This window comes from Stenotrophomonas sp. YJH_SMC_106-19, from assembly GCF_059368375.1.
Map to the genome: position 1 here is coordinate 944646 of NZ_JCAFRQ010000001.1, position 21815 is coordinate 966460.

Consider the following 21815-nt stretch of genomic DNA (forward strand, 5'->3'; position numbering starts at 1 on the left):
CCCCGCAGCATCACTCGATGTTCTGCACCTGCTCGCGGATCTGGTCGATCAGCACCTTCAGCTCGACCGCGGCATTGGACGTGCGGCTGTCCACCGACTTCGAGCCCAGCGTGTTGGCTTCACGATTGAACTCCTGCAGCAGGAAGTCCAGGCGGCGGCCGACCGGCTCGCGCTGCGTGAGCACGCGGCGGATCTCGACGATGTGGCTCGACAGGCGGTCCAGCTCCTCATCCACGTCCAGCTTCTGCAGCCACAGCACCAGTTCCTGCTCGGCGCGGCCGGGATCGACCGGATGCGGCAGATCGGCCAGGCGCGCAGCCAGCTTGGCACGCTGGCCATCACGGATGGCGGGAATCAGCGTGCGGACGTCACCCGCGATGCGCTCGATGCCATCCACGCGCTCGGCAATGGCCGCGGCGAGCTTGCCGCCCTCACGCTCGCGGGCTTCGACGAATCCGTCCAGCACCTGATCCAGCAAGGCCAGCGCCTCGACCTGCAGGGCCGCCGCATCGGTGGCCTCGCCCCGGGTCACGCCCGGCAGCTGCAGCAGATCGGTGAAGCTCACCTGCAGGTTGGGAAAATCCGACGTCAGGCGATGGGCCAGATGCCCGAGCTGGCCCAGCAGGGCCTCATCGACCTGCAGATTCCCCGCCGCGTCCGGCGCACGCAGTCGCAGCACCAGATCCAGCTTGCCGCGGCTCAGGCGCGCGGCGATGCGCTCGCGCAGCTGCGGCTCCAATGCCCGCAGCTCTTCAGGCAGGCGGGTGCCGACCTCCAGGAAGCGGTGGTTGACCGAGCGCAGCTCACAGCCCAGCGTGCCCCACGGGGTGACCCGCTCGCCACCCGCGTAGGCGGTCATGCTTCGAATCATGGAATGTGTCCGGTGCGTGCAAAGGGGGAATGGTACCCTAGCGCCCTCACCAGAGCCCCCCTGCCCGCCCCGTGAAGGTCGCGGGCATGGCGGCGTACTCCCCGCCCTTACGGAACCCGCATCATGTCCGATTCCCGCCCCAGTGGCCGCCAGCCCGACCAGCTCCGCCCGGTCGTCATCCAACGCGGCTTCACCCGCCACGCCGAAGGCTCGGTACTGGTGTGCTTCGGTGAAACCCGCGTGCTGTGCACGGCCAGCGTCGAGAACCGGGTTCCGGGCTTCCTGCGCGGCAAGGGCGAAGGCTGGGTGACCGCCGAGTACGGCATGCTGCCGCGCGCCACCCACACCCGCAGCGACCGTGAAGCGGCGCGTGGCAAGCAGGGCGGCCGCACGCTGGAGATCCAGCGCCTGATCGGCCGCAGCCTGCGCGCCTGCGTGGACCGCAATGCCCTCGGCGAACGCACCATCACCCTGGACTGCGACGTGCTGCAGGCCGACGGCGGCACCCGCACCGCGGCCATCACCGGTGCCTACGTGGCCCTGGTCGACGCCGTGAACGTGCTGATCAAGCGCGGCGAGATCAAGCGCAACCCGATCCTGGGTGCGGTGGCAGCGGTGTCGGTGGGCGTTTACCGCGGCACTCCGGTGCTGGACCTGGACTACGCCGAAGACAGCGACTGCGACACCGACATGAACGTGGTGATGAACGATGGCGGTGGCTTCATCGAGCTGCAGGGCACTGCCGAAGGCCATGCCTTCCGCCGCGATGAACTGGACGCGCTGCTGGGACTGGCCGAAAAGGGCGTGAACGAACTGCTGGCCGCACAGCAGGCGGCGCTGTCGGCATGAACCGGCGCCTTGCCCTGACCACCCTGGTGGTGGCCGACTATGACGAGGCCATCGCCTGGTATACCGGCAAGCTCGGCTTCGCACTGCTGGAGGACATCGACCAGGGCCACAAGCGATGGGTCGTGGTCGGACCGACCGACGGCAGCGCCGCCGCCCTGCTGCTGGCGCGCGCCAGCGACGAGGAACAGCGCAGCCGCATCGGCAACCAGACCGGTGGGCGCGTTGCGTTCTTCCTCAACACCGACGACTTCCACCGCGACCATGCGGCGATGCTGGCCGCCGGGGTGGAGTTCCTGGAATCGCCGCGCGAAGAACCCTATGCAACGGTCGCGGTGTTCCGCGATCTGTATGGCAACACCTGGGACCTGCTGGAGCCCCGTCAATGAAGAAACTGGTACTGGCCAGCCACAACGCCGGCAAGCTGGTGGAGATGCAGGAGATCCTTGCCGACCTGCCGCTGCAGATCACCTCGGCCGCCGAACTGGGCCTGGGCGACGTCGACGAGACCGGCCTGACCTTCGTCGAGAACGCGCTGCTGAAGGCGCGCGCAGCCTGCGAAGCGACCGGCCTGCCGGCGTTGGCGGATGATTCGGGGCTGATCGTCGATGCGCTCGGCGGCGCACCCGGCCTGTACAGCGCGCGCTATGCCGGCCACCCGACCAATGCCGCCGCCAACAACGCCAAGCTGCTGGACGCGATGGCCGACATCCCCGATGGCCAGCGCAGCGCCCGCTTCTATGCGGTGATCGTGCTCCTGCGCCACGCCACCGACCCGCAGCCGCTGATCTGCGAGGGCCGCTGGGAAGGGCAGATCATCCGCGAACTGCGTGGCACGAACGGTTTTGGCTACAACCCGGTATTCCTGGACACCACCCACGGCCTGACCGCTGCGGAAATGGAGCCGGCCCTGAAGAACGCCATCAGCCACCGTGCCATTGCCCTGCAGCAGCTCAAGCAGCAGCTGGCGACGCTGTACTGAAGCCATCCGATCGAACCAGGGAAGCCGGCCAGCGGCCGGCACTACCGATGAAGCCCATGCCGCACGCCCACGACCACTGCAACCACCTGCCCGGCGAAGCCTGCTCCGCTGACCACGACAGCCCACCGCGACTGGTGCCACCGCCGCTGTCGTTGTACGTGCACCTGCCGTGGTGCGTGCGCAAATGCCCGTACTGCGATTTCAACTCGCACCAGGCCAAGGGCGAGCTGCCGTTCGAGGCCTACATCGATGCACTGCTGCGCGACCTGGACCAGGACCTGCCGCTGGTCTGGGGCCGGGTGGTGCACAGCGTGTTCTTCGGCGGTGGCACGCCCAGCCTGTTCCCGCCGGAGGCGATCGATCGCTTCCTGCAGCAGGCCAGCGCCCGCCTGCGCTTCGCGCCGAACGCCGAGATCACGCTGGAAACCAATCCCGGCACCGCCGAGCATGGCCGCTTCGACCGCTACCGCGCGGCTGGCGTGAACCGCCTGAGCTTCGGCATCCAGAGCTTCGACGACGAAGCGCTGAAGCGGCTGGGCCGCATCCACGACAGTGGCGAAGCCGAGCGTGCGGTGAAGATGGCCCAGGATGCGGGGTACGACAATTTCAACATCGACCTGATGTACGCACTGCCCGAGCAGACGCTGGCCGGTGCCGAATCGGACCTCGAGCGCGCCTTTGCACTGCAGCCGGCGCACATCTCGCACTACCAGCTGACCCTGGAACCGAACACGGTGTTCTTCGCGCGCCCGCCGCAGGGCATTCCCGATGAAGACAACGCCTGGGACATGCAGGAACACTGCCAGGCGCTGCTGGCGCAGGCCGGCTTCGGCCAGTACGAGGTCAGCGCCTACGCGCGCCCCGGCCGGCAGAGCGCGCACAATCTGAACTACTGGCGCTTCGGCGATTACCTGGGCATCGGCGCCGGTGCACACGGCAAGATCAGTTCCGGCGCCGAAGAGCACGTGCTGCGGCGCTGGAAGCTCAAGCATCCGCAGGCCTACCTGGACAGCGCTGGCACCCCGGCGTCGTTCGGTGGCGATGAGGTGATCACGCCCGCGCGGCTTCCGTTCGAGTACATGCTCAACCTGCTGCGCCTGCACGAGGGCTTCAGCCTGCGTGATTTTGAATCGCGCACCGGCCTGCCGCGCAGCGTGCTCGACGCACCGCTGGCCGAGGCCGTGCAGCGCGGCTGGCTGGAGACGGCCGATGGCCAGGTCCGCCCGACCGAACTGGGCCGCCGTTTCACCAATGATGTGGTGAGCCTGTTCCTGGACGAATGAGCGCCCCGTCGCACCCGCCGGGCATGGCCCGGCGCCACCCGGCGGCCAGCATGCGGTAGCGCCGGGCCATGCCCGGCGTGCAGCGTGTGCATTCACCCTAAAGTAGCGCCGGCCTCGGCCGACACGGTAAATTCACAGGATCGCTCCGCGGGAATCCGGGTACCGCACGCCGATGTCAGCTGTCTTCTCCCTCTCCGCCACCGACGCTGCCCGCCTGGCCAGCACCGACCTGCCACCGCGGGTACGTGAACTGCTGGGGGCGTTGACCGGCCTGTGCCGGCAGGCACTGACCGCGCCGCTGATCCTGACCGTCGAAGCGCTGGAACAACTCCTGTTGCACGATGCCGACCGCGCGCGCAGTCCGCAGCAGCAGGCTGAACTGATGGCGCAGCGTAGCCAACTGCATGCCTTCGCCGGCCACTTCAGCGAGCGCATGCTCGATGCGGTGGCCGAGGCACTGGCGCGGCTGCGCGAACCGACCGCCTTCACGGCAGCAGCACCACCGCCCGCACTGCCGGGCACGATCGGCCTGTCGCTGGTCGACGAGCACGAGGTCGACCGCGACCTGCTGCTCACCGAAATGGTCCGGCGCGAGACGCAGCGCTCGGCCAACGCCCTGAACCTGCTCGGCCAGCGCCTGGGCGTGCTGGCTGCGGCGCCTGCGTTCGAAGCCGATACCCTTCCGCTGGCACCGCAGGCGCTGTGCGCGATGGTGCGCAGGGTCGCCGAACAGGATGGCCTCGGGGCAGAGGTGCAGCTGGCGCTGTATCGCAGTTTCGAGCGCCAGGTGCTGGAACGCCTGGGCGACCTGCTTGATCGGGCCAATGCCCTGCTCGCCCAGCAGGGCGTGCTGCCGGGCCTGGTCTACACCCCGTATCTGGCCCGCTCGTCGAGTACGCGAAGGATCATCACCCAGTCCGTCGCTGGCGGCCGTGCCACGCAGCCAGCCAGGCGCGCGGCGGCCCCCATGACCGGCTGGGGCGAGAACCTGCCTGCCGGCTCCTGGTCGACCCTGATGCAGGATGCCTTCCAGTCCGGTTCCGCATCCGCTGCAGCGACCCCCGGGCTGACCACCGCCACCGGCACCCTGCTGCACGACCTGCTGCAGCGCGCGCGTACCACGCCGGCGGCAGACGCGCCTGCGGTACCGACTGCTGCCGTCGATGCGGTATTGGCAAGGCTGCAAAACCAGGCCAGCGCCGCTACCGGTGTGGTCGACCTGCAGGCCGCCGTGGTCGCGCAGCTGCGCAGCGAGCATGGCCCGCATGCGCAGATCGGCAGCCATGATCGCGACAACCTGGACCTGCTGCGCCTGTTGATGCAGCAGATCCAGCAGCAGCAGCGCCCGGACCCGGTGCCCGCCGCCCTGCTGGCGCGCCTGCAGGTACCGTTGGCACGTGCAGCGATGGCCGATCCGGGCTTCTTCGTACGCGACGAGCATCCTGCGCGCGAGCTGCTCAACCATATCGCCGAAGCCGGTGCCCGCTGGCTGGGGGACGACGACGTCGATCCGCAGTTTCTGCAGCGCATGGCACAGAGCGTGCAGAGCCTGCTCGGCGAGGATGCACGCACGCCGGAAGCCTTCGCTGCTGCCAACGAAGAGGTGCAGCAGCACCAGCGCGCGGCCGCCCATCGCGCCGAACTGGCCGAACGCCGCCACGTCGAAGCCGCGCGCGGCAGGGAGCGCCTGGAACTCGCGCGGCGCCAGGCCAGCGCCCAGATCGAGCAGTGCTGCAGCACGCAGCAGCCGCCGCGCTTCGTCCAGACCCTGCTGCGCCAGGCCTGGTCCGACGCGCTGACCCTGACCCGGCTGCGCCATGGCGAGGACTCGCCCCAGTGGCAGGAGCGGCTGCAGCAGACCGAGCGCATCGCGGCCGTTACTGCAACCGCCGCCAACGGCGTCGATGGCACCGATGGCGCCTTGGCCGCCGATGTGGAGGCCGCGCTGCTGCAGGTGGGCTATCACGCCGAGGAAGCCTCAGCGGTGGCCCGTCGCCTGGCCACGCCCGGGGGCGAGGACGACAGCACGTCGCGTACCGAACTCAGCGCGCGGCTGAAGGCCCGCGCCCGGCTGGGCGAGCACACCGACAGCCGCAGTGCGTCCGCCCCTGCCGCGCCACGCAGCAGTGCGGAGGAGGCCGCCTACGAACAGCTGTGCTCCCTGCCCTTCGGCAGCTGGTTCGACATCGACAACGGCGACGGCACGCTTCGCCGCCAGCGCCTGTCCTGGTACAGCCTGCTGACCGGCCATGTGCTGTTCGTCAATCCGCGCGGGCAGAAGATTGCCGAAACCGACCTCGACAGCCTGGCGCGGCAGATCAGCGCTGGGCGTGCGCATCTGGTCACCGAAGACAAGGGCCGGCTGGTCGACCGCGCTTGGAAGGCCAGCCTGGGCGCCCTGCGTGCGCTTGCCGGCCGCAACCCGCAGGACACCCCCGCATGAGCATGACGCCGCCGCAGGACACCCGCCGCGCCCCCCGACGCCAGGTGTCGGACCTGGTGCCGGTGACCGACCAGATGCGCGACTGCGTGGTCGGTCGCCTTGGCAATGTGTCCGAAACCGGCATGCTGATGCTGGCCAGCACTGCGCTGCGCGACGACGCGCTGTATCAGTTCCGCTTCCCGCTGCCGCTGGGCGATGGCCAGCAGGCAGCCATCGATGTGGGCGTGCACCTGTTGTGGAGCGAGCCGGCGCACGCCCCGGGACAGAGCTGGGTGGGCTTCCGGTTCCTCACCCTGTCACGCGAACACCGCCAGCTGCTGCGGCAGTGGGTAGGCGAAGACAGCGACGAAGGACCGCTTTCGACGGACTGACTGCCGGTTCCGGCACAGCGGTTTCCGCCGGTATACGGCAGAATCTAGGGCCGTTTTCCGTGTCGAGCCACCGCAATGATCCAGCAAGACCCCGGCGCCCTGTATCCCGATCACCTGGCCGTGCTGTGCCGACGCGCCGAGCAGGCGCTGGCGCGCGGCGGCTTTGATCACCTCGTGGTGCCCAGCGGCACCCTGCACTACCAGGTGTTTGATGATCGCGACTATCCCTATGCGGTGAATCCGCAGTTCAAGGCATGGTTGCCGCTGACGCGCGTGCCCAACAGCTGGATCGTGTTTACGCCCGGCAAGCGGCCGGTGGTGATCTTCCATCAGCCGTTCGATTACTGGCACGTAGTGCCGGACGCGCCGAGCGGCTGGTGGGTGGAGCACTTCGACATCCACATCATCCGCACGCCGGATGAAGCGCTGGCGTTGCTGCCGGCCGATCCGTCGCGCTGCGCGATCCTGGGTGAGCCGCAGAGCGCACTGGGCAGCCACGTGCCGAACAATCCTCCGGCGGTGGTGAATTACCTGGAATGGCACCGTGGCAGCAAGACGCCCTACGAGATCGCCCTGATGCGCCAGGCGCAGGTGCTGGGCGTGCGCGGCCATCGCGCCGCCGAAGCCGCGTTCCGCAACGGTGCCGACGAGTTCAGCATCCACATGGCGTACTGCCAGGCGGTGGGCCAGGACGCCAATGAACTGCCCTACGGCAACATCGTGGCGTTGAACGAGCACGCCGCCGTTCTGCACTACACCGAACTGGGCCGCAAGGCACCGCAGCCGCTGCGCAGCTTCCTCATCGATGCCGGCGCCAGCGCGCACGGCTACGCCAGCGACATCACCCGTACCTACGCGGCGCACGGCCACGACGAATTCGCTGCGATGATCGCTGCCGTCGATGCCGCCCAGCAGCAGATGTGCGCGGCGGTGCGCCCGGGCGTTGATTACAGGACGCTGCACGTGGACGCGCATCTGTCGCTGATGGGCGTTCTGAAGGACTTCGGCGTCATCAGGGTATCGCCGCAGACCGCGCTGGAAACCGGCGTCAGCGCCGCATTCTTCCCGCACGGCATCGGCCATCTGATCGGCCTGCAGGTGCATGACGTGGCCGGATTCGCCGCCAGCGACGAAGGCGGCCGGATCGAACGTCCGGCGGGTCATCCCTACCTGCGTCTGACCCGCATGCTGGAACCGGGGATGGTGGTGACCATCGAGCCGGGCCTGTACTTCATCGACATGCTGTTGAACGAGGTCAAGGACGCCGGCCATGGCGATGCGATCAACTGGGAGCGCGTGGACTTCTTCCGTCCGTATGGCGGCATCCGCATCGAGGACGAAGTGCTGTGCACCGATGGCGAAGCGGACAACCTGACGCGACCGGAGTTTGCGGCAGCCAACGGCTGAGCCCCTCGTGGTTGGCCTCACAGGTAGAGTCGACTGTTAGTCGACTGGCATCATGCGTGATGCGCGCTTGGCGGGGCGGGTAGGCCATGCAGGGGACGCTGCAAGTACGTCCCTGTAAGCTCGATGGCGCCATCCATGGCGCCAACGCCCCTGCATGGCCCACCCGCCCCACCCTTGACAGTTTCCTGCGCGTCCAACCACGGAAAAGAAAAAAGAAAAGCAGAAGCGGGTCGCTCGCTGCGCTCGCTCCGTGTCGACCAAGGTCGACACCTACCAGCAGCCGCAATTACCAGTAGATCCACGCCATGCGTGGATGATTCATTCGATATCTGACAGATGTGCCGACCAACGGTCGGCCCCCACCAACAGCCGCGTGAACCTGTCGAAGGCGGGGCACTGTGGGTTTGCGGGGTGTGAGCGGCATGGATGCCGCGACCAAGCCCCCATGGACGGGTTCACGGCGTCCCCGCAAACCCACAGTGCCCCGCCATCCCACGGATAGCCCGCTGTTGCTGTTGCTCCAGCTGTTGCGTCTGCGGGTGCAGGGCTGCAAGCCCTGCCGGCAACCCTCAACCCGCCATCACCGCTTCGATCTCGTCCGCACTCCGCGCCAGCCCTTCGGTCAGCACGCGATGGCCATCGTCGGTGATCAGCACATCGTCCTCGGTGCGGATGCCGATGCCACGCCAGCGCGGCTCCACCGTCGTATCGTCCACGCCGATGTACAGGCCCGGCTCGATGGTGAACGCCATACCGGGCTCCAGCAGCCGCGAGTCCCCGGCCAGGCGGTAGTCGCCCACGTCGTGCACATCCAGCCCGATCCAGTGGCCGGTCTTGTGCCGGTAGAAACGCTGGTACAGGCCCTCGGAAAGATTCTTCTCCAGCGTGCCCTTCAGCAGGCCGAGCCGCAGCAGGCCTTCGGTCAGCGTCTGCACCGCCGCCAGGTGGCCGGCTTCGTAGGGTACGCCGGGCCGGGCCTGGGCCAGCGCCGCCGCCTGGGCCTGGCCGACCAGATCATGCAGCGCGCGCTGCTCGGCGCTGAAGCGCCCGTTCACCGGGAAGGTGCGGGTGATGTCGCTGGCGTAGCCACGGTACTCGGCACCCGCATCGATCAGCACCAGCTCGCCGTCGCGCGCACGCCCGTTGTTGTCGCGATAGTGCAGGATGCACCCGTTGCGGCCGGCGCCGACGATGCTGCAGTACGCCGGCACCGCATCGCTGGCACGGAACACGCGCTCCAGTTCGGCCTGCAGTTCGTACTCATGGATGCCCGCCTTCGCCGCCTTCATCGCTGCCAGGTGCGCACGCACGCTGATCTGCGCGGCGTGCTGCATCAGCGCCACCTCCGCGCCGGACTTGAACAGGCGCTGCTCATGCAGCAGGTGGCCCAGCTCCAGGAACTCGTGCGGCGGCTGCGCACCGTGGCGCACCTGGGAGCGGACACGGTTGACCCAGCCGATCAGCTTCAGGTCGAAGTCCGCGTCACGGCCGAAGTGGTAGTAGACGCGCGAGCGTCCCTCCAGCAGGCCCGGAAGGATGTCGTCCAGATCGTCGATCGGATAGGCATCGTCCATGCCGAACTGCGCCACGGCGCCTTCCTGGCCGGCGCGGCTGCCGTCCCAGGCCTCGCGCTCGGCATCGCGTTCGCGGCAGAACAGGATCGCCTCGCCGTGACGACGCCCGGGAATCAGCACCAGCACGGCTTCCGGCTCCGGGAAGCCGCTCAGGTACTGGAAGTCCGAATCCTGCCGGTACGGGTAATGGGTATCCAGGCTGCGCACCTTCTCGGACGCGGCGGGCAGCACCAGAATGGCGTCTTCGCCGGCCATGTCCATCAGCTGCCGGCGACGACGCTTGTACTCGCCGGCCGCGATGCCGGTGCGCTGCTTGATGTCCATCAGTTCAGGCGCTGCCGGTGGCGCGCGGCCAGCACCACATCGCCGTGCAGCAGCAGCACCGCCACGCGGATGAATTCCTCGATCTCCGACAGCGCCTCATCGTCGTCCTCGCCACCCGCCTCGAAATCCTCGCTGGAAGCACGCGCCAGGCTGGCCATGTCGGTCAGCGCCTCTTCGCCCTCTTCGGACAGGGCCGGACGACGGCCGCCACTGCCCAGTCCGAATCCACCCAGGAAGGCGCGGGTCCAGCTGAACATGGCGTCGGCCTGCGCAGCCACGTCCTCGCTGTCGCTCAGCAGCAGCTCGAACGCGAAATCGCGGTCCTCCAGCTGCTTGATGGTGGCCTGCAACAACTGCCCGAGGGCGCTGTCGGCCGCCACCGGCAGCAGGCTGTCGTCGGCCAGCACACGCGCCGGCCAGTCGTTGCCGGGAGCTCCACCGGCGGCCAGCCAGCCGCACAGGCCGCCATGCAGCTCGGCAGCGGTGGCGCCCAGGCCCAGGTCCTGGCTGGCGCGGGAAACGTCGTCGACGGAGGGAAGTTCGGTCATCGTGCGGCTCGTTCGGAGAAGGAAACCCCGAGCGCGCACGCGCGCGCCCGTGAGCCCTGTAGTGTAGCAACCCGATAGCGACCTCCCCGTGGCCATCCGGGCATGCTGCGACAGCGCTTGACCGTCCTGACCCGGCTTGCCTATCGTGCCTGCATGGAACCCGCCGATCCCCTTGCCCAGCTGCAGGACTTCGCCGCCCGCGTGGAAGCGTTGCTTGAACGCAACCAGCGCCTGGCCGAAGAGAACCGCAGCCTGCGCCACCAGCAGGAACAGCTGGTGGCCGAGCGCTCGACGCTGCTGGCCAAGAACGAACAGGCGCGCTCGCGGGTGGAAGCGATGATCAGCCGGCTCAAATCCCTGGAGCAGCACACATGAGCGCCGAACCGGTCAGCGTCCGCATCCTCGACCGCGAGTACACCGTCGGCGTGGGTGCCGATGAACGCGACAGCCTGATGGCGGCCGCGCGCCTGCTCGACGCACGGATGCGCGAGATCCGTGGCAGCAACCGCATGGCGGCGGTCGACCGCATCGCGGTCCTGGCGGCACTGAACCTGGCCCATGAACTGCAGCTGCTGCGTGACGAGAACGCCCGCCAGGCCGTGGCCCTGCAGCAGACGCTGGCCGACCTGAACCGGCGGCTGGACCGCGCCATCGACGGCAATCCCTGACAGATCGCGCGACACGCGTCTTCTCATTTCTGAATTGGCACGGACTGTTGCCGACGAACGGCCTATCCAGATCAGGACCGGCCGCTATAATGGCCCTGCGTTCTCTGCGGTACTCGACGGCATGTGCAAACATTCGCCTTGTCCCTTAAGAACGACACCGGGAGCGCGACAGCGCCGGGAGTGCAGGTCCGCCTTGTAGCGGGAAGCCCGATGGTTCTCCAGCGTTCCCACTTGAGCCCCCGGGTTCAAGGTCGTTTCGCATGCATCGACATTGCGGAGAATGCAATATTCCAGCAAGGGCGGCGTCTTCGGGCGTCGCCCTTGTTCTTTCCGGCACAATGACGGCTGTTCCTTGCCGCACGCTGCCATGACCGACCCGCGCCAGGCCCTGCGCCACGACCTGCGGCAACGCCGCCGCGACCTTTCCGCCAGCGAGCGCATCGCCGCCGCCGATGTCCTTGCCGATGGGCTGCTGGCGTTGCCGTTTGCGCCGCTTCACGGCTACGTTGCCGGCTATTGGGCGCTGGACGGTGAGATCGCGCTGCATCGCTGGCAGCTGCAGCTGCCCGATGGACTCACCTACTGCCTGCCGGTGCTGGCCGGCGACACGCTGCGCTTCGCGCCCTGGCGGCCCGGTCAGCCCCTGACCGGCAACCGCTACGGCATTCCGGAACCGGACGTGGCCGTGGAAGACACGCTGGAACCGGCGCAGATGGCGCTGGTAGTGACCCCGCTGGTGGGTTTCGACACACAGTGCCGGCGGCTGGGCATGGGGGGCGGCTGGTATGATCGCAGCTTCGCCTTCCGCCACGACCGGCCGGCGCCGCCCTGGCTGGTCGGTGCTGCCTTCGCGGTGCAGCAGGTCGAGTCCTTGCCGGTGGCGTCGTGGGACGTGCCGGTGGATGCGATCTGCACCGAAGCCGGCACCCTGTTCCCCTCCGCTGCCCCCGTGAACGCATGACCGCCCGCAAGCGCTATTGGCTGATGAAGTCCGAGCCGGACGCCTTCTCCATCGATGACCTGGCCCGGGTCAAGGTCGAGCCGTGGAACGGGGTACGCAACTACCAGGCGCGCAACTTCATGCGCGATGGCATGCAGGTCGGCGACGGCATCCTGTTCTACCACTCCAATACCAAGGTCCCCGGCATCGTCGGCCTGGCCACGGTCGCCAGCCCGGCCTACCCGGACGATACCCAGTTCGACCCGAAATCCGACTACCACGACCCGAAAAGCACGCGCGAGAACCCGCGCTGGATGCTGGTGGACGTGGCCTTCGACCGCAAGCTCAGGCAGGTGATCGCGCTGGACGAGATCAAGCTGCACGCTGAAGCGCTGGGCGAGGGCTTCCCGCTGGTTGCCAAGGGCAACCGGCTGTCGGTGTTCCCGGTGACCGCCGCGCAGTGGAAGCTGCTGCTGTCGCTGGAAAAGAAATCCTGATTCCCTGCTGAGAGTTCCTCCCATGTCCGAAGCCAAGCGCCTGGCCGCCGAGAAAGCCATCGAGTACGTCGAAGACGGCATGATCGTCGGTGTCGGCACCGGTTCCACCGTCGCCTATTTCATCGATGCGCTGGCGCGCATCCAGCATCGCATCAAGGGTGCGGTGTCCAGCTCGGAACAGAGCACCGCGCGCCTGAAGCAGCACGGGATCGAGGTGATCGAGCTGAACCACACCGGCACCCTGTCGCTGTACGTCGACGGCGCCGACGAGTGCGATCCCGGCAAGTGCCTGATCAAAGGCGGTGGCGCTGCACTGACCCGCGAGAAGATCATTGCCGAGGCCAGCGAGCGCTTCGTCTGCATCGTCGACCCGAGCAAGCAGGTCCCGGTGCTGGGCAGGTTCCCGCTGCCGGTGGAAGTGATTCCGATGGCACGCAGCCTGGTGGCCCGGCAGATCCGCGACATGACCGGGGGCCAGCCGACCTGGCGCGAGGGCGTGGTCACCGACAACGGCAACCAGATCCTGGACATCCACAACCTGCAGATCACCGATCCGGAAAAGCTCGAGCGCGAACTCAACCAGCTGCCGGGCGTGGTCTGCGTCGGCCTGTTTGCCCGTCGCCGTGCCGACGTGGTGATCATCGGCGGCGAACCGCCGGTCGTGCTCTGACCCTCACGCGAAGGATCCTGACGATGTCGCTGCTGCGTTCGCTGCTGATGCTTCCCTTGCTCGCCCTGGCCGGCTGTGCCACCGATGCGGCCCGTCACTGGGTCGAACTGGACGGCGCCCGCTACCACGTGGAGCTGGCAACCAATGATGAGACCCGCGCACGCGGGCTGATGTTCCGCGACCAGATGCCCGTTGACCACGGCATGCTGTTCATCCATGACCGCGAGGAAATGCAGGCGTACTGGATGAAGAACACCAAGATCGCGCTGGACATCCTGTACTTCGACAGCCAGCGCCGGCTGGTGAGCCAGCAGCGCGACGTGCCGCCCTGCTCGGCCGGCGACATGTGCCCGCCCTATCCCAGCGGCGGCCCGGCCCGGTACGTGCTGGAACTCAACGCCGGCCAGGCCGAGAAGCTCAAGCTGAAGGACGGTACCGAACTGACCTTCGGCCCGGGCATCGAGAAGTAGGCCCACGCGGCCCGGCGGCCGGCCGGCACCCCGGTCGGGGTCGGATCCCTTTCGCACGCGGACGGGATCTGACCCCTGGATTTTTCACGCCACACCGCTTGAATCCGTCTGCGATTGCCGCCAGTCTGTGACCATGCCGGACCGGATCACACTCCCCGACTGGGATGCACTGGCCGACCTCGAAGACGAGGCGCTGCCGTTGTTGCCGACCGCGCTGCTGATCGCGCGCGATGAATATCCGGATCTGCAGCCGTCCACCTACGACGCGTTGATCCAGAGCCATGTCGACCACCTTCGCGCCGAAGTGGACAGCATCGAGCGCAGTCCGCTGAAAATGGCCGCGATCAATCGCCACCTGTTCGACGAACTGGGCTACAGCGGCGACCACGACGAGTATTACGATCCGCGCAACAGTTATCTCAACCAGGTATTCGAGCGCAGGCTCGGCAATCCGATCTCGCTGGCGCTGGTACAGATGGAGGTCGCGCGGCGGCTTGGCATTCCGCTGGACGGCGTGTCCTTCCCCGGCCACTTCCTGGTGCGCCTGCCGGTGGATGACGGTGTCCTGGTGATGGACCCGTTCAACGGCGGTCGGCCGCTGGATGTGGACGAACTGCGGGAGCGCGCAAAGTCACATCTGGGCGGGCAGATGCCCGACGACCAGGTGCTGGCGCAGATTCTCGATCCGGCACCGTCCCGCGCGATCCTGATGCGGATGCTGCGCAACCTGCACGGCGTGTATGCCGAGGCCGGTGAATGGGACCGTGCCGCGCGCAGTGCCGACCGCCTGCTGAAGCTGGCGCCGGAGCAGGACGACGCCCTGCGCGACCGGGGCCTGGCCTACCTGCAGCTGGAGTACCTGACGGGAGCCCGGCACGATCTGGGGCAGTACCTCAAGCGCAATCCCGAGGCCAGCGACGCGCAGTGGCTGCGCGAGAAGCTGATCGATCTGGGCGGGCCGATGCCACGGCTGCATTGAGGCGGTCGGTGCGCGGACCTGCGGCCCGCCCCACGTCCGTCAATCGACCTCGACCATCTCGAAATCGGCCTTGGTGACGCCGCAGTCGGGGCAGGTCCAGGTGTCCGGAATGTCTTCCCAGCGCGTGCCCGGCGCAATGCCCTCTTCCGGCAGACCGTCGGCCTCGTGGTAAAGGAAGCCGCAGACCACGCACATCCAGGTACGCAGGGTGGTGGGGGTGGCGTCGCTCATCGGATAATCGGGGTTGAATTCACGGGCCGCCATTGTCCCATCGCGGTCCACTCACCGGTAGCCATCGATGACCTCTGCTTCCCCGGCGCCCCGTGGCGTCTACCTCATCACCCCGGATGAGCCCGACACCGCACGCCTGCTGGCCCGCACCGCGCCCTTGCTGGCCGCCGGCGCCACCTGGCTGCAGTACCGCAACAAGACCGCCAGCGACGCGCTGCGGCTGGAACAGGCCACCGCACTGCAGGCGCTGTGCGCAGAGCACGGCGTGCCGCTGATCGTCAATGATGACCCGGTACTGGCCCGGGCCGTGGGCGCAGCCGGCGTGCATCTGGGCGGTACCGACGGCGACATCGCCAGCGCGCGCGCCCTGCTCGGTGCCGACGCCATCATCGGCGCCTCCTGCTACGACCAGCTGGCCAACGCCGAGGCCGCCGCAGCCGCTGGCGCCAGCTATGTGGCCTTCGGCGCCTTCTTTCCGACCACCACCAAGATCACCACCAGCCGTGCCCACATCGATCTGCTGCGGCAGAGCGCCGCACTGGGCGTACCGCGGGTGGCGATCGGCGGCCTGACGCCGGACAATGTCGGTCCCCTCATCGAGGCCGGAGCCGACCTGGTGGCCGTGGTCAGCGGCATCTACGCCGCAGCGGACCCGGTCGCCACCCAGCGCGCCTACCTCGCCCAGTTCCGGTAACACCCAGGAAACCCGATGAACCACGACCAGTCCCACGCCCTGTTCTCCCGTGCCCAGCACTTGCTGCCGGGCGGCGTCAATTCGCCGGTCCGCGCGTTCAAGTCGGTCGGCGGCGAGCCCTTCTTCGTCGAGCGCGCCGATGGCGCCTACCTGTACGACGTGGACGGCAACCGCTACATCGACTATGTCGGTTCCTGGGGTCCGATGATCGTCGGCCACAATCATCCGGCCGTACGCCAGGCGGTGAAGAAGGCCGTCGAACAGGGCCTCTCGTTCGGCGCGCCGTGCGCCGCCGAAGTGACCATGGCCGAGACCATCACCCGCCTGGTGCCGTCCTGCGAGATGGTGCGGATGGTCAACTCCGGCACCGAAGCGACCCTGTCGGCGATCCGCCTGGCGCGCGGTGCCACCGGGCGCAACCGCATCGTCAAGTTCGAAGGGTGTTACCACGGCCATGGCGACTCGTTCCTGGTCAAGGCCGGCAGCGGCATGCTGACCCTCGGTGTGCCCACCTCACCGGGCGTTCCGGCAGGCCTGAGCGAACTCACCCTGACCCTGCCCTACAACGACTTCGAGGCCGCCACCGCACTGTTCGAGGCACAGGGCAGCGAGATCGCCGGCCTGATCATCGAACCGGTAGTGGGCAACGCCAACTGCATCCCGCCACGCGACGGCTACCTGCAGCACCTGCGCGAGCTGTGCACGCAACACGGCGCACTGCTGATCTTCGATGAAGTGATGACCGGCTTCCGCGTGGCGCTCGGCGGCGCGCAGGCGCATTACGGGATCACGCCGGACCTGACCACCTTCGGCAAGATCATCGGCGGCGGCATGCCGGTGGGCGCCTATGGCGGTCGCCGCGACCTGATGCAGCAGATCGCCCCCGCCGGCCCGATCTACCAGGCCGGCACGCTCAGCGGCAATCCGGTGGCGATGGCGGCCGGCCTGGCAATGCTGGAACTGGTCCAGCAACCCGGCTTCCACGCCGACCTGGCCGAGCGCACCGCACGCCTGTGCGAGGGCCTGGAAGCTGCGGCCGCAGACGCCGGAGTGGCCGTGACCACGACCCGGGTCGGCGCGATGTTCGGGCTGTTCTTCACCAGCGAGAAGGTGGAGACCTATGCGCAGGCCACCGCCTGTGACATTCCGGCGTTCAACCGCTTCTTCCACGCCATGCTGGACCAGGGCGTGTTCCTGGCGCCGTCGGCGTACGAGGCCGGCTTCCTGTCCAGTGCGCACGACGATGCGGTGATCGAAGCGACGCTGGCCGCTGCACGCGTGGCGTTCAAGGCCGCCAAGGGCTGAGCCCTGCCCATGGCAGGTGCCAACCTTGGTTGGCACTGCCTTGCACCGTATCCACGCCTGGCGTGGATCTACTGCAACGTGTAGAGCCGAGCCATGCCCGGCTCATCGTACGCAGCGCGGAAAAGAGCAGTCGAGCATGGTGCGACGCTGCAAACGGCGTCAACCAAAGACGAACGTGCCCTTCATCATCGCGAAGTGGCCGGGGAACGAGCAGAAGAAGGTGTAGTCACCGCCCTTCTGCAGGCCCTGGGTAGAGAAGCGCACGCGCGTGGTCTCGCCGCCGCCGATCACCTTGGTGTGCGCCAACACGCGCTTGTCGGCCTTCGGCAGGTAGCTGTCGGCCAGGGTCATGCGCATGCCCGCCATCGCCACCGGCTGGTAATCGGCACTGCGGGTCAGCACCCAGTTGTGGCCCATGGCAGTGGCGGCCAACTTGCCGGTGTGGCGCAGGGTCAGATCCACGGCGGTGCAGTCGGCGGCGACCTTGATCTCGCGGCTGCTGAAGCTCATCTGGTCGGTGCTGTCGATGCTCACCGCACACACACGCGCCATGGCCGACGGCGCCAGCATCAGCGCGCCCAGTCCCACTGCCACCATCCAAGCCTTCATCGTTGCCTCTCCTGCGGATTCAAGCGCCATTCTAGGCAGCCCCCCGTGGCCGCGTCTGCGACCGTCTGTCGCATGCCCGCTCCAGGGTTTCCCGCACACTTGCCGCAATGGCATGCTCGGCCGATGCGGATCGACCTGTTGCTGCTGGATGTAGACGGCGTGCTGGTGCATTACCAGCGCGCGCAACGCGTGCTGCATCTGGCGAAGGCGCTGGGGGTTCCGACGCAGGCCGTGCAGGCCGCGTTGTACGACAGCGGGCTGGAAGCCGCGCATGACAATGGCTCGCTGGGCGGCCCTGCCTATCTGGCGCGATTGGGAGAGCTTCTGCACAGGACCATCGACGTGGACACCTGGACCGCAGCGCGGCAAGCCGCGAGCCATCCGCAGCGCGCAGTCCTGCAACGGCTGCGGGCCCTGCAGCTGCCGATGGCGGTGCTGACCAACAATGGCGCGCTGATGAAGCAGGCGTTGCCTTCCCTGCTGCCGGAGCTGTTCCCTGCCCTGCTGGGTCGCGTGTTCTGCAGCGCCGATTTCGGCCTGCGCAAACCGGCGCCGGAGGTGTTCCTGCGCACGCTGGAGATGCTTGATGCAGCGCCTGCGCACACGCTGTTCGTCGATGACCTGTTCGCCAACGTGCGCGGCGCACGCGCCGCTGGGCTGCACGCGGAAACGGTGCACGATGGCCGTGGGCTGGGCAAGGTGTTGAAACGCTACCGGATCACGTGACCGCTGTAGAGCCGAGCCCATGCTCGGCTGCTGTTGCCTGACGTGGAGATGAGCCGAGCATGGGCTCGGCTCTACAGCGATTCCGCGGCAACGGGGTCAGCGCCAAGGCTTCAGCGTGCGGCGATGAACGCTGCAACAGCGGCACGCAGGCGCTTCAGGCCTTCGGCCACTTCTTCGTCGGTGATGTTCAACGACGGCACGAAACGCAGCACGTCCGGACCGGCCTGCAAGGTCAGCAGGCCGTGTTCGGCCGCGTGATCGAGGATGGCACCGGCCTGCCCGGCGAAGTCCTTGGCCAGGACCGCGCCCAGCATCAGGCCGCGACCGCGTACGCCACTGAACACGCCGAATTCCTCGCTGATGCGGGCGAAACCATCGCGCAGCGCCTTCGACTGGCGGCTGACATTGGCGGCGATCTCAGGCGAGGACAGTTTGCGCAGCGCTACGCGGGCGACGGCAGCAGCCAGCGGATTGCCACCGAAGGTGGTGCCGTGCGCACCGAACTGCATGGTCTCGGCGACCTTCGGGCCGGCCAGCATCGCGCCGATCGGGAAGCCGCCTCCCAGCGCCTTGGCCAGGGTGACCATGTCCGGCACCACGTCATCCTGCCAGTGCGCGAACAGCGTGCCGGTACGGCCCATGCCTGCCTGGATCTCATCCAGCACCAGCAGCGCGCCGTGCTGGTCGCACAGCTCGCGCACGCGCTTGAGGAAACCGGACTTGGCCGGCATCACGCCACCCTCGCCCTGCACCGGCTCCAGCATCACCGCCGCCACGTCGCCCGCGGCCATCGCCGTTTCCAGCTGCACTTCGTCGTTGAAGTCGATGTAGCGGAAGCCACCGGGCAGCGGCTCATAGCCTTCCTGGTACTTCGGCTGGGCGGTGGCGGTCACCGCGCCCATGGTGCGGCCGTGGAAGCTGCCGCGGAACGTGATGATCACCCGCTTGTCAGCCGGCCGCCCCTGGCTGGAGGCCCACTTGCGCACCATCTTGATCGCCACTTCATTGGCTTCGGCGCCGGAATTGCACAGGAACACGCGCTCGGCGAAGCGGCTGGCCTTCACCAGCTCTTCCGCCAGGTGCAGCGGCGGTGCGCTGTAGAACACATTGCTGGTGTGCCAGAGCTTGCCGGCCTGCTCGACCAGTGCCGCCACCAGATCCGGGTCGTTGTGGCCCAGGCCGCACACGGCGATACCGGCCGCCAGATCGATGAACTCACGGCCCTGGCTGTCCCACACGCGGGCGCCCTGGCCACGCTCCAGCACCACCTGGCGAGGCTTGTAGACCGGCAGGTAGTAGTGCGAAAGGGAGATCAGCGGGTCGGTCGCGGCGGTCATGGCAGTCGGCAGGATTCAGGAATGCCCATTCTCGCGCCGGAACCCCTGCGGCACAATGCGCCCATGCGACCGTTCTCCGCCCCCCAGCTGAACCCCGCCACCGAAACCGGCTGGCGCCGCCAGTGGTTCGACATCATCTACCGGCACGATACCCGGCCCTCGCGCAATTTCGACCTGCTGCTGGTGGTGACCATCATCGCCAGCATCCTGGTGGTGATGATCGACAGCGTGCAGCACCTGCACGCCGAGTGGTCCACCAGCCTGTACGTGCTCGAGTGGGGCTTCACCCTCATCTTCACCGCCGAGTACCTGCTGCGGCTGGCGGTGGTCAAGCGCCCGCTGCGCTATGCCGTGAGCGTGTGGGGCATCATCGACCTGCTGTCGATCCTGCCCGCGTACCTGTCGATGTTCATCCCCGGCGCGCAGAGCCTGCTGGTGGTGCGCGCACTGCGCATCCTGCGCGTGTTCCGCATCCTCAAGCTGACCCGCTACATCGAGGAAAGCGGCGTGCTGATGCAGTCGCTGTGGCGCAGCCGGCGGAAGATCCTGGTGTTCCTGTTCACGGTGATCACCATCACCATCATCGCCGGCGCGCTGATGTACGTGATCGAAGGACCGGAGAACGGCTTCAGCAACATTCCTGCCAGCATGTACTGGGCGGTGGTGACCATGGCCACGGTCGGCTTCGGCGACATCGTGCCGCAGACCGTGCTCGGCCGCTTCGTCACGTCCGTGCTGATCCTGATCGGCTACAGCATCATTGCCGTGCCCACCGGCATCTACACCGCTGAACTGGCCAGCACCATGCGCGAGGCCGAGCTGGCGGCACGCCGCGATGCCCGGGGTTGCCCGCACTGCGGGCTGGAAGGCCACGAACCGGATGCACGCCACTGCCGGGCCTGCGGCAACGCGCTGCCGGAAGCCTTCAACCGCTGACCCGTACCTGCGCGGGGCGGTGAGCAGCCTGCCGCCGCTCCCGCCTCAGCGCATCGGATTGCTGGCACTGACCAGTGCGTCGGCACACTGGACTGTCACCCGGATCTACTGCCGGTTGCTCTGGAACACCAGCGCGTTGTAGACATGCAGCAGTCGCCCGGCCGAACCCCGCGGGGCCATCGACGGCGAATCCAGCATGCGCCGCTCGAAGTCGTTGTACGGGGTCTTGCTGCTGACCCGCTGCAGGCGCTCCTTGCCCTCGCGACGGAAGTTCTCGGCTTCGCGCTCGAAGCTGTTCCAGTCCAGCTTGCCCGGCTCCTGATCGGCCACCTTGGCATGTGCTTCGTCGGAAATGCGATTGAAGGCCTGCAGACGTTCATCGGCCTGCGCCGGATCGAAATCGTCGTCGCCCATCAGGTCCATGATCGCTTTCGCTTCCAGCATCATCGCCAGCCGGTAGTACTCGCGGGTGCGGCCCTCGGCCTGTTCCAGCGCCTTGAGGTGCTCGCGCTGGGCAGCATCGTTCTGGCGTTCCAGTTCAACGTTGAACGTTTCGCTGGCGCCGGCGAAGGCCTTGAACGCCGCCATCAGCGGCGCGTGCAGCTGCTTGCCCTTGGCGAACTGGTCGTCCTCGTAATCCTGGCGCTCGTAGTAGTCGTGTGCCTCATGGCTGACCGGCACCAATGCCTTCAGCGCCTGCAGGTAGCGGCCAGCCGCCGCATCGAGTTCCGGCAGCGCGGGCTGGGCCGCGATCGCCTCGGTGATCGGTGCGTCGCACTGCTTCATGTCGTAGTCGTCGATCTCGCTTGGTCCGTACACACGGGTCTCGCGTCCGCTCGGACCGGCCTCCAGATCCTTGATCCAGCCCGTGTAGGCGCGGGCGCTGCCATGCACCTCGGAATCGACCGCGTTGAAGCAGCCGATATAGGCGTTGAGCTTGGCGGTCAGCTGCTGCTGGGCATCCTGCGTAGGCGCGGCATCGGCCTTGTCGGACGTGCCGGACGAGGCGGGCGGCTTGCCACCACAGGCGACCAGGGCAAGCGACAACGACGCAGCGAGCAGCGCTGCAGTGGTACGACGGAGCATCTACGCACATCCTTGTTG

The 21815-nt window shown here is 67.7% G+C and carries 25 protein-coding genes and 1 other RNA gene; 19 read left to right on the forward strand and 7 right to left on the reverse strand.

All coding sequences use genetic code 11. The features are described 5' to 3' along the window. Window positions 1–10: 10 nt before the first annotated feature. Entirely contained in the window at window positions 11–871 is an 861-nt protein-coding gene (locus tag AC5P5M_RS04175; RefSeq protein WP_053519464.1) for a YicC/YloC family endoribonuclease, read from the reverse strand. Between the two features lie 123 nt (window positions 872–994). Here AC5P5M_RS04175 and rph point away from each other — a divergent pair, with 123 nt between their 5' ends. The 7 genes from rph to pepQ all read left to right on the forward strand — a co-directional run bounded on the left by rph (window position 995) and on the right by pepQ (window position 8203). After that, window positions 995–1720 carry a ribonuclease PH gene (rph, locus tag AC5P5M_RS04180; RefSeq protein ID WP_053519465.1) on the forward strand — a complete coding sequence of 242 codons (726 nt, stop codon included), beginning with the start codon at window positions 995–997 and terminating at the stop codon, window positions 1718–1720. Further along, complete coding sequence (locus AC5P5M_RS04185) at window positions 1717–2106, forward strand: VOC family protein (protein ID WP_074899697.1); 390 nt, start codon at window positions 1717–1719, stop codon at window positions 2104–2106. The genes rph and AC5P5M_RS04185 overlap by 4 nt, the downstream gene beginning before the upstream one ends. Continuing rightward, window positions 2103–2699 (forward strand): RdgB/HAM1 family non-canonical purine NTP pyrophosphatase, encoded by a 597-nt coding sequence (gene rdgB / locus AC5P5M_RS04190; RefSeq protein ID WP_053519467.1) that lies wholly within the window; start codon window positions 2103–2105, stop codon window positions 2697–2699. The genes AC5P5M_RS04185 and rdgB overlap by 4 nt, the downstream gene beginning before the upstream one ends. A 56-nt stretch (window positions 2700–2755) precedes the next feature. Further along, the gene (gene hemW, locus AC5P5M_RS04195; protein ID WP_081284382.1) at window positions 2756–3982 is read left to right on the forward strand and encodes a radical SAM family heme chaperone HemW; all 1227 of its coding nucleotides are present in this window, start codon (window positions 2756–2758) and stop codon (window positions 3980–3982) included. 172 nt (window positions 3983–4154) lie between these two features. Continuing rightward, complete coding sequence (locus AC5P5M_RS04200) at window positions 4155–6425, forward strand: DUF1631 family protein (protein WP_065181688.1); 2271 nt, start codon at window positions 4155–4157, stop codon at window positions 6423–6425. Further along, window positions 6422–6796 carry a PilZ domain-containing protein gene (locus tag AC5P5M_RS04205; protein WP_065175725.1) on the forward strand — a complete coding sequence of 125 codons (375 nt, stop codon included), beginning with the start codon at window positions 6422–6424 and terminating at the stop codon, window positions 6794–6796. Before AC5P5M_RS04200 ends, AC5P5M_RS04205 begins: the two co-directional genes overlap by 4 nt. Window positions 6797–6871: 75 nt before the next feature. Beyond that, window positions 6872–8203 (forward strand): Xaa-Pro dipeptidase, encoded by a 1332-nt coding sequence (gene pepQ / locus AC5P5M_RS04210; protein ID WP_065175724.1) that lies wholly within the window; start codon window positions 6872–6874, stop codon window positions 8201–8203. A gap of 569 nt (window positions 8204–8772) precedes the next feature. Here pepQ and AC5P5M_RS04215 read toward each other — a convergent pair. Continuing rightward, window positions 8773–10095, reverse strand: a complete 1323-nt coding sequence (locus AC5P5M_RS04215) for an aminopeptidase P N-terminal domain-containing protein (protein ID WP_111186809.1) — start codon at window positions 10093–10095, stop codon at window positions 8773–8775. Between the two features lie 5 nt (window positions 10096–10100). Next, entirely contained in the window at window positions 10101–10649 is a 549-nt protein-coding gene (locus AC5P5M_RS04220; protein WP_495205594.1) for a UPF0149 family protein, read from the reverse strand. 153 nt (window positions 10650–10802) lie between these two features. On the opposite strand from AC5P5M_RS04220, the gene AC5P5M_RS04225 reads away from it, so the two are divergent. The 8 genes from AC5P5M_RS04225 to AC5P5M_RS04260 all read left to right on the forward strand — a co-directional run bounded on the left by AC5P5M_RS04225 (window position 10803) and on the right by AC5P5M_RS04260 (window position 14873). Beyond that, complete coding sequence (locus tag AC5P5M_RS04225) at window positions 10803–11024, forward strand: TIGR02449 family protein (protein WP_005410898.1); 222 nt, start codon at window positions 10803–10805, stop codon at window positions 11022–11024. Next, a complete protein-coding gene (locus AC5P5M_RS04230; RefSeq protein ID WP_053519829.1) occupies window positions 11021–11317 on the forward strand; it encodes a cell division protein ZapA in 297 nt (98 codons plus the stop codon). Before AC5P5M_RS04225 ends, AC5P5M_RS04230 begins: the two co-directional genes overlap by 4 nt. A 98-nt stretch (window positions 11318–11415) precedes the next feature. Beyond that, window positions 11416–11601, forward strand: a non-coding RNA gene (ssrS, locus tag AC5P5M_RS04235) — 6S RNA. An 83-nt stretch (window positions 11602–11684) separates the two neighbouring features. Continuing rightward, on the forward strand, window positions 11685–12278 hold the full coding sequence (locus AC5P5M_RS04240) for a 5-formyltetrahydrofolate cyclo-ligase (RefSeq protein WP_065181691.1): 594 nt from the start codon (window positions 11685–11687) through the stop codon (window positions 12276–12278). Next, entirely contained in the window at window positions 12275–12754 is a 480-nt protein-coding gene (locus tag AC5P5M_RS04245) for an EVE domain-containing protein (RefSeq protein ID WP_053519831.1), read from the forward strand. Before AC5P5M_RS04240 ends, AC5P5M_RS04245 begins: the two co-directional genes overlap by 4 nt. Before the next feature lie 22 nt (window positions 12755–12776). Then, window positions 12777–13424 (forward strand): ribose-5-phosphate isomerase RpiA, encoded by a 648-nt coding sequence (gene rpiA, locus AC5P5M_RS04250; RefSeq protein ID WP_197600573.1) that lies wholly within the window; start codon window positions 12777–12779, stop codon window positions 13422–13424. Window positions 13425–13447: 23 nt separating this feature from the next. Continuing rightward, window positions 13448–13894 carry a DUF192 domain-containing protein gene (locus AC5P5M_RS04255; protein ID WP_053519833.1) on the forward strand — a complete coding sequence of 149 codons (447 nt, stop codon included), beginning with the start codon at window positions 13448–13450 and terminating at the stop codon, window positions 13892–13894. 133 nt (window positions 13895–14027) lie between these two features. Continuing rightward, window positions 14028–14873 carry a SirB1 family protein gene (locus tag AC5P5M_RS04260; protein ID WP_053519834.1) on the forward strand — a complete coding sequence of 282 codons (846 nt, stop codon included), beginning with the start codon at window positions 14028–14030 and terminating at the stop codon, window positions 14871–14873. A 39-nt stretch (window positions 14874–14912) separates the two neighbouring features. On the opposite strand, the gene AC5P5M_RS04265 is transcribed toward AC5P5M_RS04260, so the two are convergent. Beyond that, entirely contained in the window at window positions 14913–15137 is a 225-nt protein-coding gene (locus tag AC5P5M_RS04265; RefSeq protein WP_053519835.1) for a rubredoxin, read from the reverse strand. A gap of 34 nt (window positions 15138–15171) precedes the next feature. Between AC5P5M_RS04265 and thiE the strand changes: the two genes are divergently transcribed. Continuing rightward, complete coding sequence (gene thiE / locus AC5P5M_RS04270) at window positions 15172–15798, forward strand: thiamine phosphate synthase (protein WP_111186788.1); 627 nt, start codon at window positions 15172–15174, stop codon at window positions 15796–15798. A 15-nt stretch (window positions 15799–15813) separates the two neighbouring features. Further along, window positions 15814–17103, forward strand: coding sequence for a glutamate-1-semialdehyde 2,1-aminomutase (gene hemL / locus AC5P5M_RS04275; protein WP_065175080.1), 1290 nt, complete (start codon window positions 15814–15816; stop codon window positions 17101–17103). Window positions 17104–17262: 159 nt separating this feature from the next. On the opposite strand, the gene azu is transcribed toward hemL, so the two are convergent. Beyond that, window positions 17263–17712, reverse strand: coding sequence for an azurin (azu, locus tag AC5P5M_RS04280; RefSeq protein WP_050509801.1), 450 nt, complete (start codon window positions 17710–17712; stop codon window positions 17263–17265). 123 nt (window positions 17713–17835) lie between these two features. Between azu and AC5P5M_RS04285 the strand changes: the two genes are divergently transcribed. Next, window positions 17836–18438, forward strand: coding sequence for an HAD-IA family hydrolase (locus AC5P5M_RS04285; RefSeq protein ID WP_053519838.1), 603 nt, complete (start codon window positions 17836–17838; stop codon window positions 18436–18438). A gap of 110 nt (window positions 18439–18548) precedes the next feature. Here the strand turns inward: AC5P5M_RS04285 and AC5P5M_RS04290 are convergent, their stop codons facing one another. Further along, a complete protein-coding gene (locus tag AC5P5M_RS04290) occupies window positions 18549–19775 on the reverse strand; it encodes an acetylornithine transaminase (RefSeq protein ID WP_180875887.1) in 1227 nt (408 codons plus the stop codon). A 63-nt stretch (window positions 19776–19838) separates the two neighbouring features. Between AC5P5M_RS04290 and AC5P5M_RS04295 the strand changes: the two genes are divergently transcribed. Beyond that, window positions 19839–20711, forward strand: a complete 873-nt coding sequence (locus AC5P5M_RS04295) for an ion transporter (protein ID WP_053519846.1) — start codon at window positions 19839–19841, stop codon at window positions 20709–20711. Between the two features lie 105 nt (window positions 20712–20816). On the opposite strand, the gene AC5P5M_RS04300 is transcribed toward AC5P5M_RS04295, so the two are convergent. Next, on the reverse strand, window positions 20817–21797 hold the full coding sequence (locus AC5P5M_RS04300; protein WP_193396841.1) for a YiiG family protein: 981 nt from the start codon (window positions 21795–21797) through the stop codon (window positions 20817–20819). Window positions 21798–21815: the final 18 nt, after the last annotated feature.

What these genes read in the sequence shown, in the direction of transcription:
- AC5P5M_RS04175 (WP_053519464.1), bottom strand. Translation starts at nt 871, where the DNA reads ATGATTCGAAGCATGACCGCCTACGCGGGTGGCGAGCGGGTCACCCCG.
- rph (WP_053519465.1), top strand. Translation starts at nt 995, where the DNA reads ATGTCCGATTCCCGCCCCAGTGGCCGCCAGCCCGACCAGCTCCGCCCG.
- AC5P5M_RS04185 (WP_074899697.1), top strand. Translation starts at nt 1,717, where the DNA reads ATGAACCGGCGCCTTGCCCTGACCACCCTGGTGGTGGCCGACTATGAC.
- rdgB (WP_053519467.1), top strand. Translation starts at nt 2,103, where the DNA reads ATGAAGAAACTGGTACTGGCCAGCCACAACGCCGGCAAGCTGGTGGAG.
- hemW (WP_081284382.1), top strand. Translation starts at nt 2,756, where the DNA reads ATGCCGCACGCCCACGACCACTGCAACCACCTGCCCGGCGAAGCCTGC.
- AC5P5M_RS04200 (WP_065181688.1), top strand. Translation starts at nt 4,155, where the DNA reads ATGTCAGCTGTCTTCTCCCTCTCCGCCACCGACGCTGCCCGCCTGGCC.
- AC5P5M_RS04205 (WP_065175725.1), top strand. Translation starts at nt 6,422, where the DNA reads ATGAGCATGACGCCGCCGCAGGACACCCGCCGCGCCCCCCGACGCCAG.
- pepQ (WP_065175724.1), top strand. Translation starts at nt 6,872, where the DNA reads ATGATCCAGCAAGACCCCGGCGCCCTGTATCCCGATCACCTGGCCGTG.
- AC5P5M_RS04220 (WP_495205594.1), bottom strand. Translation starts at nt 10,649, where the DNA reads ATGACCGAACTTCCCTCCGTCGACGACGTTTCCCGCGCCAGCCAGGAC.
- AC5P5M_RS04225 (WP_005410898.1), top strand. Translation starts at nt 10,803, where the DNA reads ATGGAACCCGCCGATCCCCTTGCCCAGCTGCAGGACTTCGCCGCCCGC.
- AC5P5M_RS04230 (WP_053519829.1), top strand. Translation starts at nt 11,021, where the DNA reads ATGAGCGCCGAACCGGTCAGCGTCCGCATCCTCGACCGCGAGTACACC.
- AC5P5M_RS04240 (WP_065181691.1), top strand. Translation starts at nt 11,685, where the DNA reads ATGACCGACCCGCGCCAGGCCCTGCGCCACGACCTGCGGCAACGCCGC.
- AC5P5M_RS04245 (WP_053519831.1), top strand. Translation starts at nt 12,275, where the DNA reads ATGACCGCCCGCAAGCGCTATTGGCTGATGAAGTCCGAGCCGGACGCC.
- rpiA (WP_197600573.1), top strand. Translation starts at nt 12,777, where the DNA reads ATGTCCGAAGCCAAGCGCCTGGCCGCCGAGAAAGCCATCGAGTACGTC.
- AC5P5M_RS04255 (WP_053519833.1), top strand. Translation starts at nt 13,448, where the DNA reads ATGTCGCTGCTGCGTTCGCTGCTGATGCTTCCCTTGCTCGCCCTGGCC.
- AC5P5M_RS04260 (WP_053519834.1), top strand. Translation starts at nt 14,028, where the DNA reads ATGCCGGACCGGATCACACTCCCCGACTGGGATGCACTGGCCGACCTC.
- AC5P5M_RS04265 (WP_053519835.1), bottom strand. Translation starts at nt 15,137, where the DNA reads ATGGCGGCCCGTGAATTCAACCCCGATTATCCGATGAGCGACGCCACC.
- thiE (WP_111186788.1), top strand. Translation starts at nt 15,172, where the DNA reads ATGACCTCTGCTTCCCCGGCGCCCCGTGGCGTCTACCTCATCACCCCG.
- hemL (WP_065175080.1), top strand. Translation starts at nt 15,814, where the DNA reads ATGAACCACGACCAGTCCCACGCCCTGTTCTCCCGTGCCCAGCACTTG.
- azu (WP_050509801.1), bottom strand. Translation starts at nt 17,712, where the DNA reads ATGAAGGCTTGGATGGTGGCAGTGGGACTGGGCGCGCTGATGCTGGCG.
- AC5P5M_RS04285 (WP_053519838.1), top strand. Translation starts at nt 17,836, where the DNA reads ATGCGGATCGACCTGTTGCTGCTGGATGTAGACGGCGTGCTGGTGCAT.
- AC5P5M_RS04290 (WP_180875887.1), bottom strand. Translation starts at nt 19,775, where the DNA reads ATGACCGCCGCGACCGACCCGCTGATCTCCCTTTCGCACTACTACCTG.
- AC5P5M_RS04295 (WP_053519846.1), top strand. Translation starts at nt 19,839, where the DNA reads ATGCGACCGTTCTCCGCCCCCCAGCTGAACCCCGCCACCGAAACCGGC.
- AC5P5M_RS04300 (WP_193396841.1), bottom strand. Translation starts at nt 21,797, where the DNA reads ATGCTCCGTCGTACCACTGCAGCGCTGCTCGCTGCGTCGTTGTCGCTT.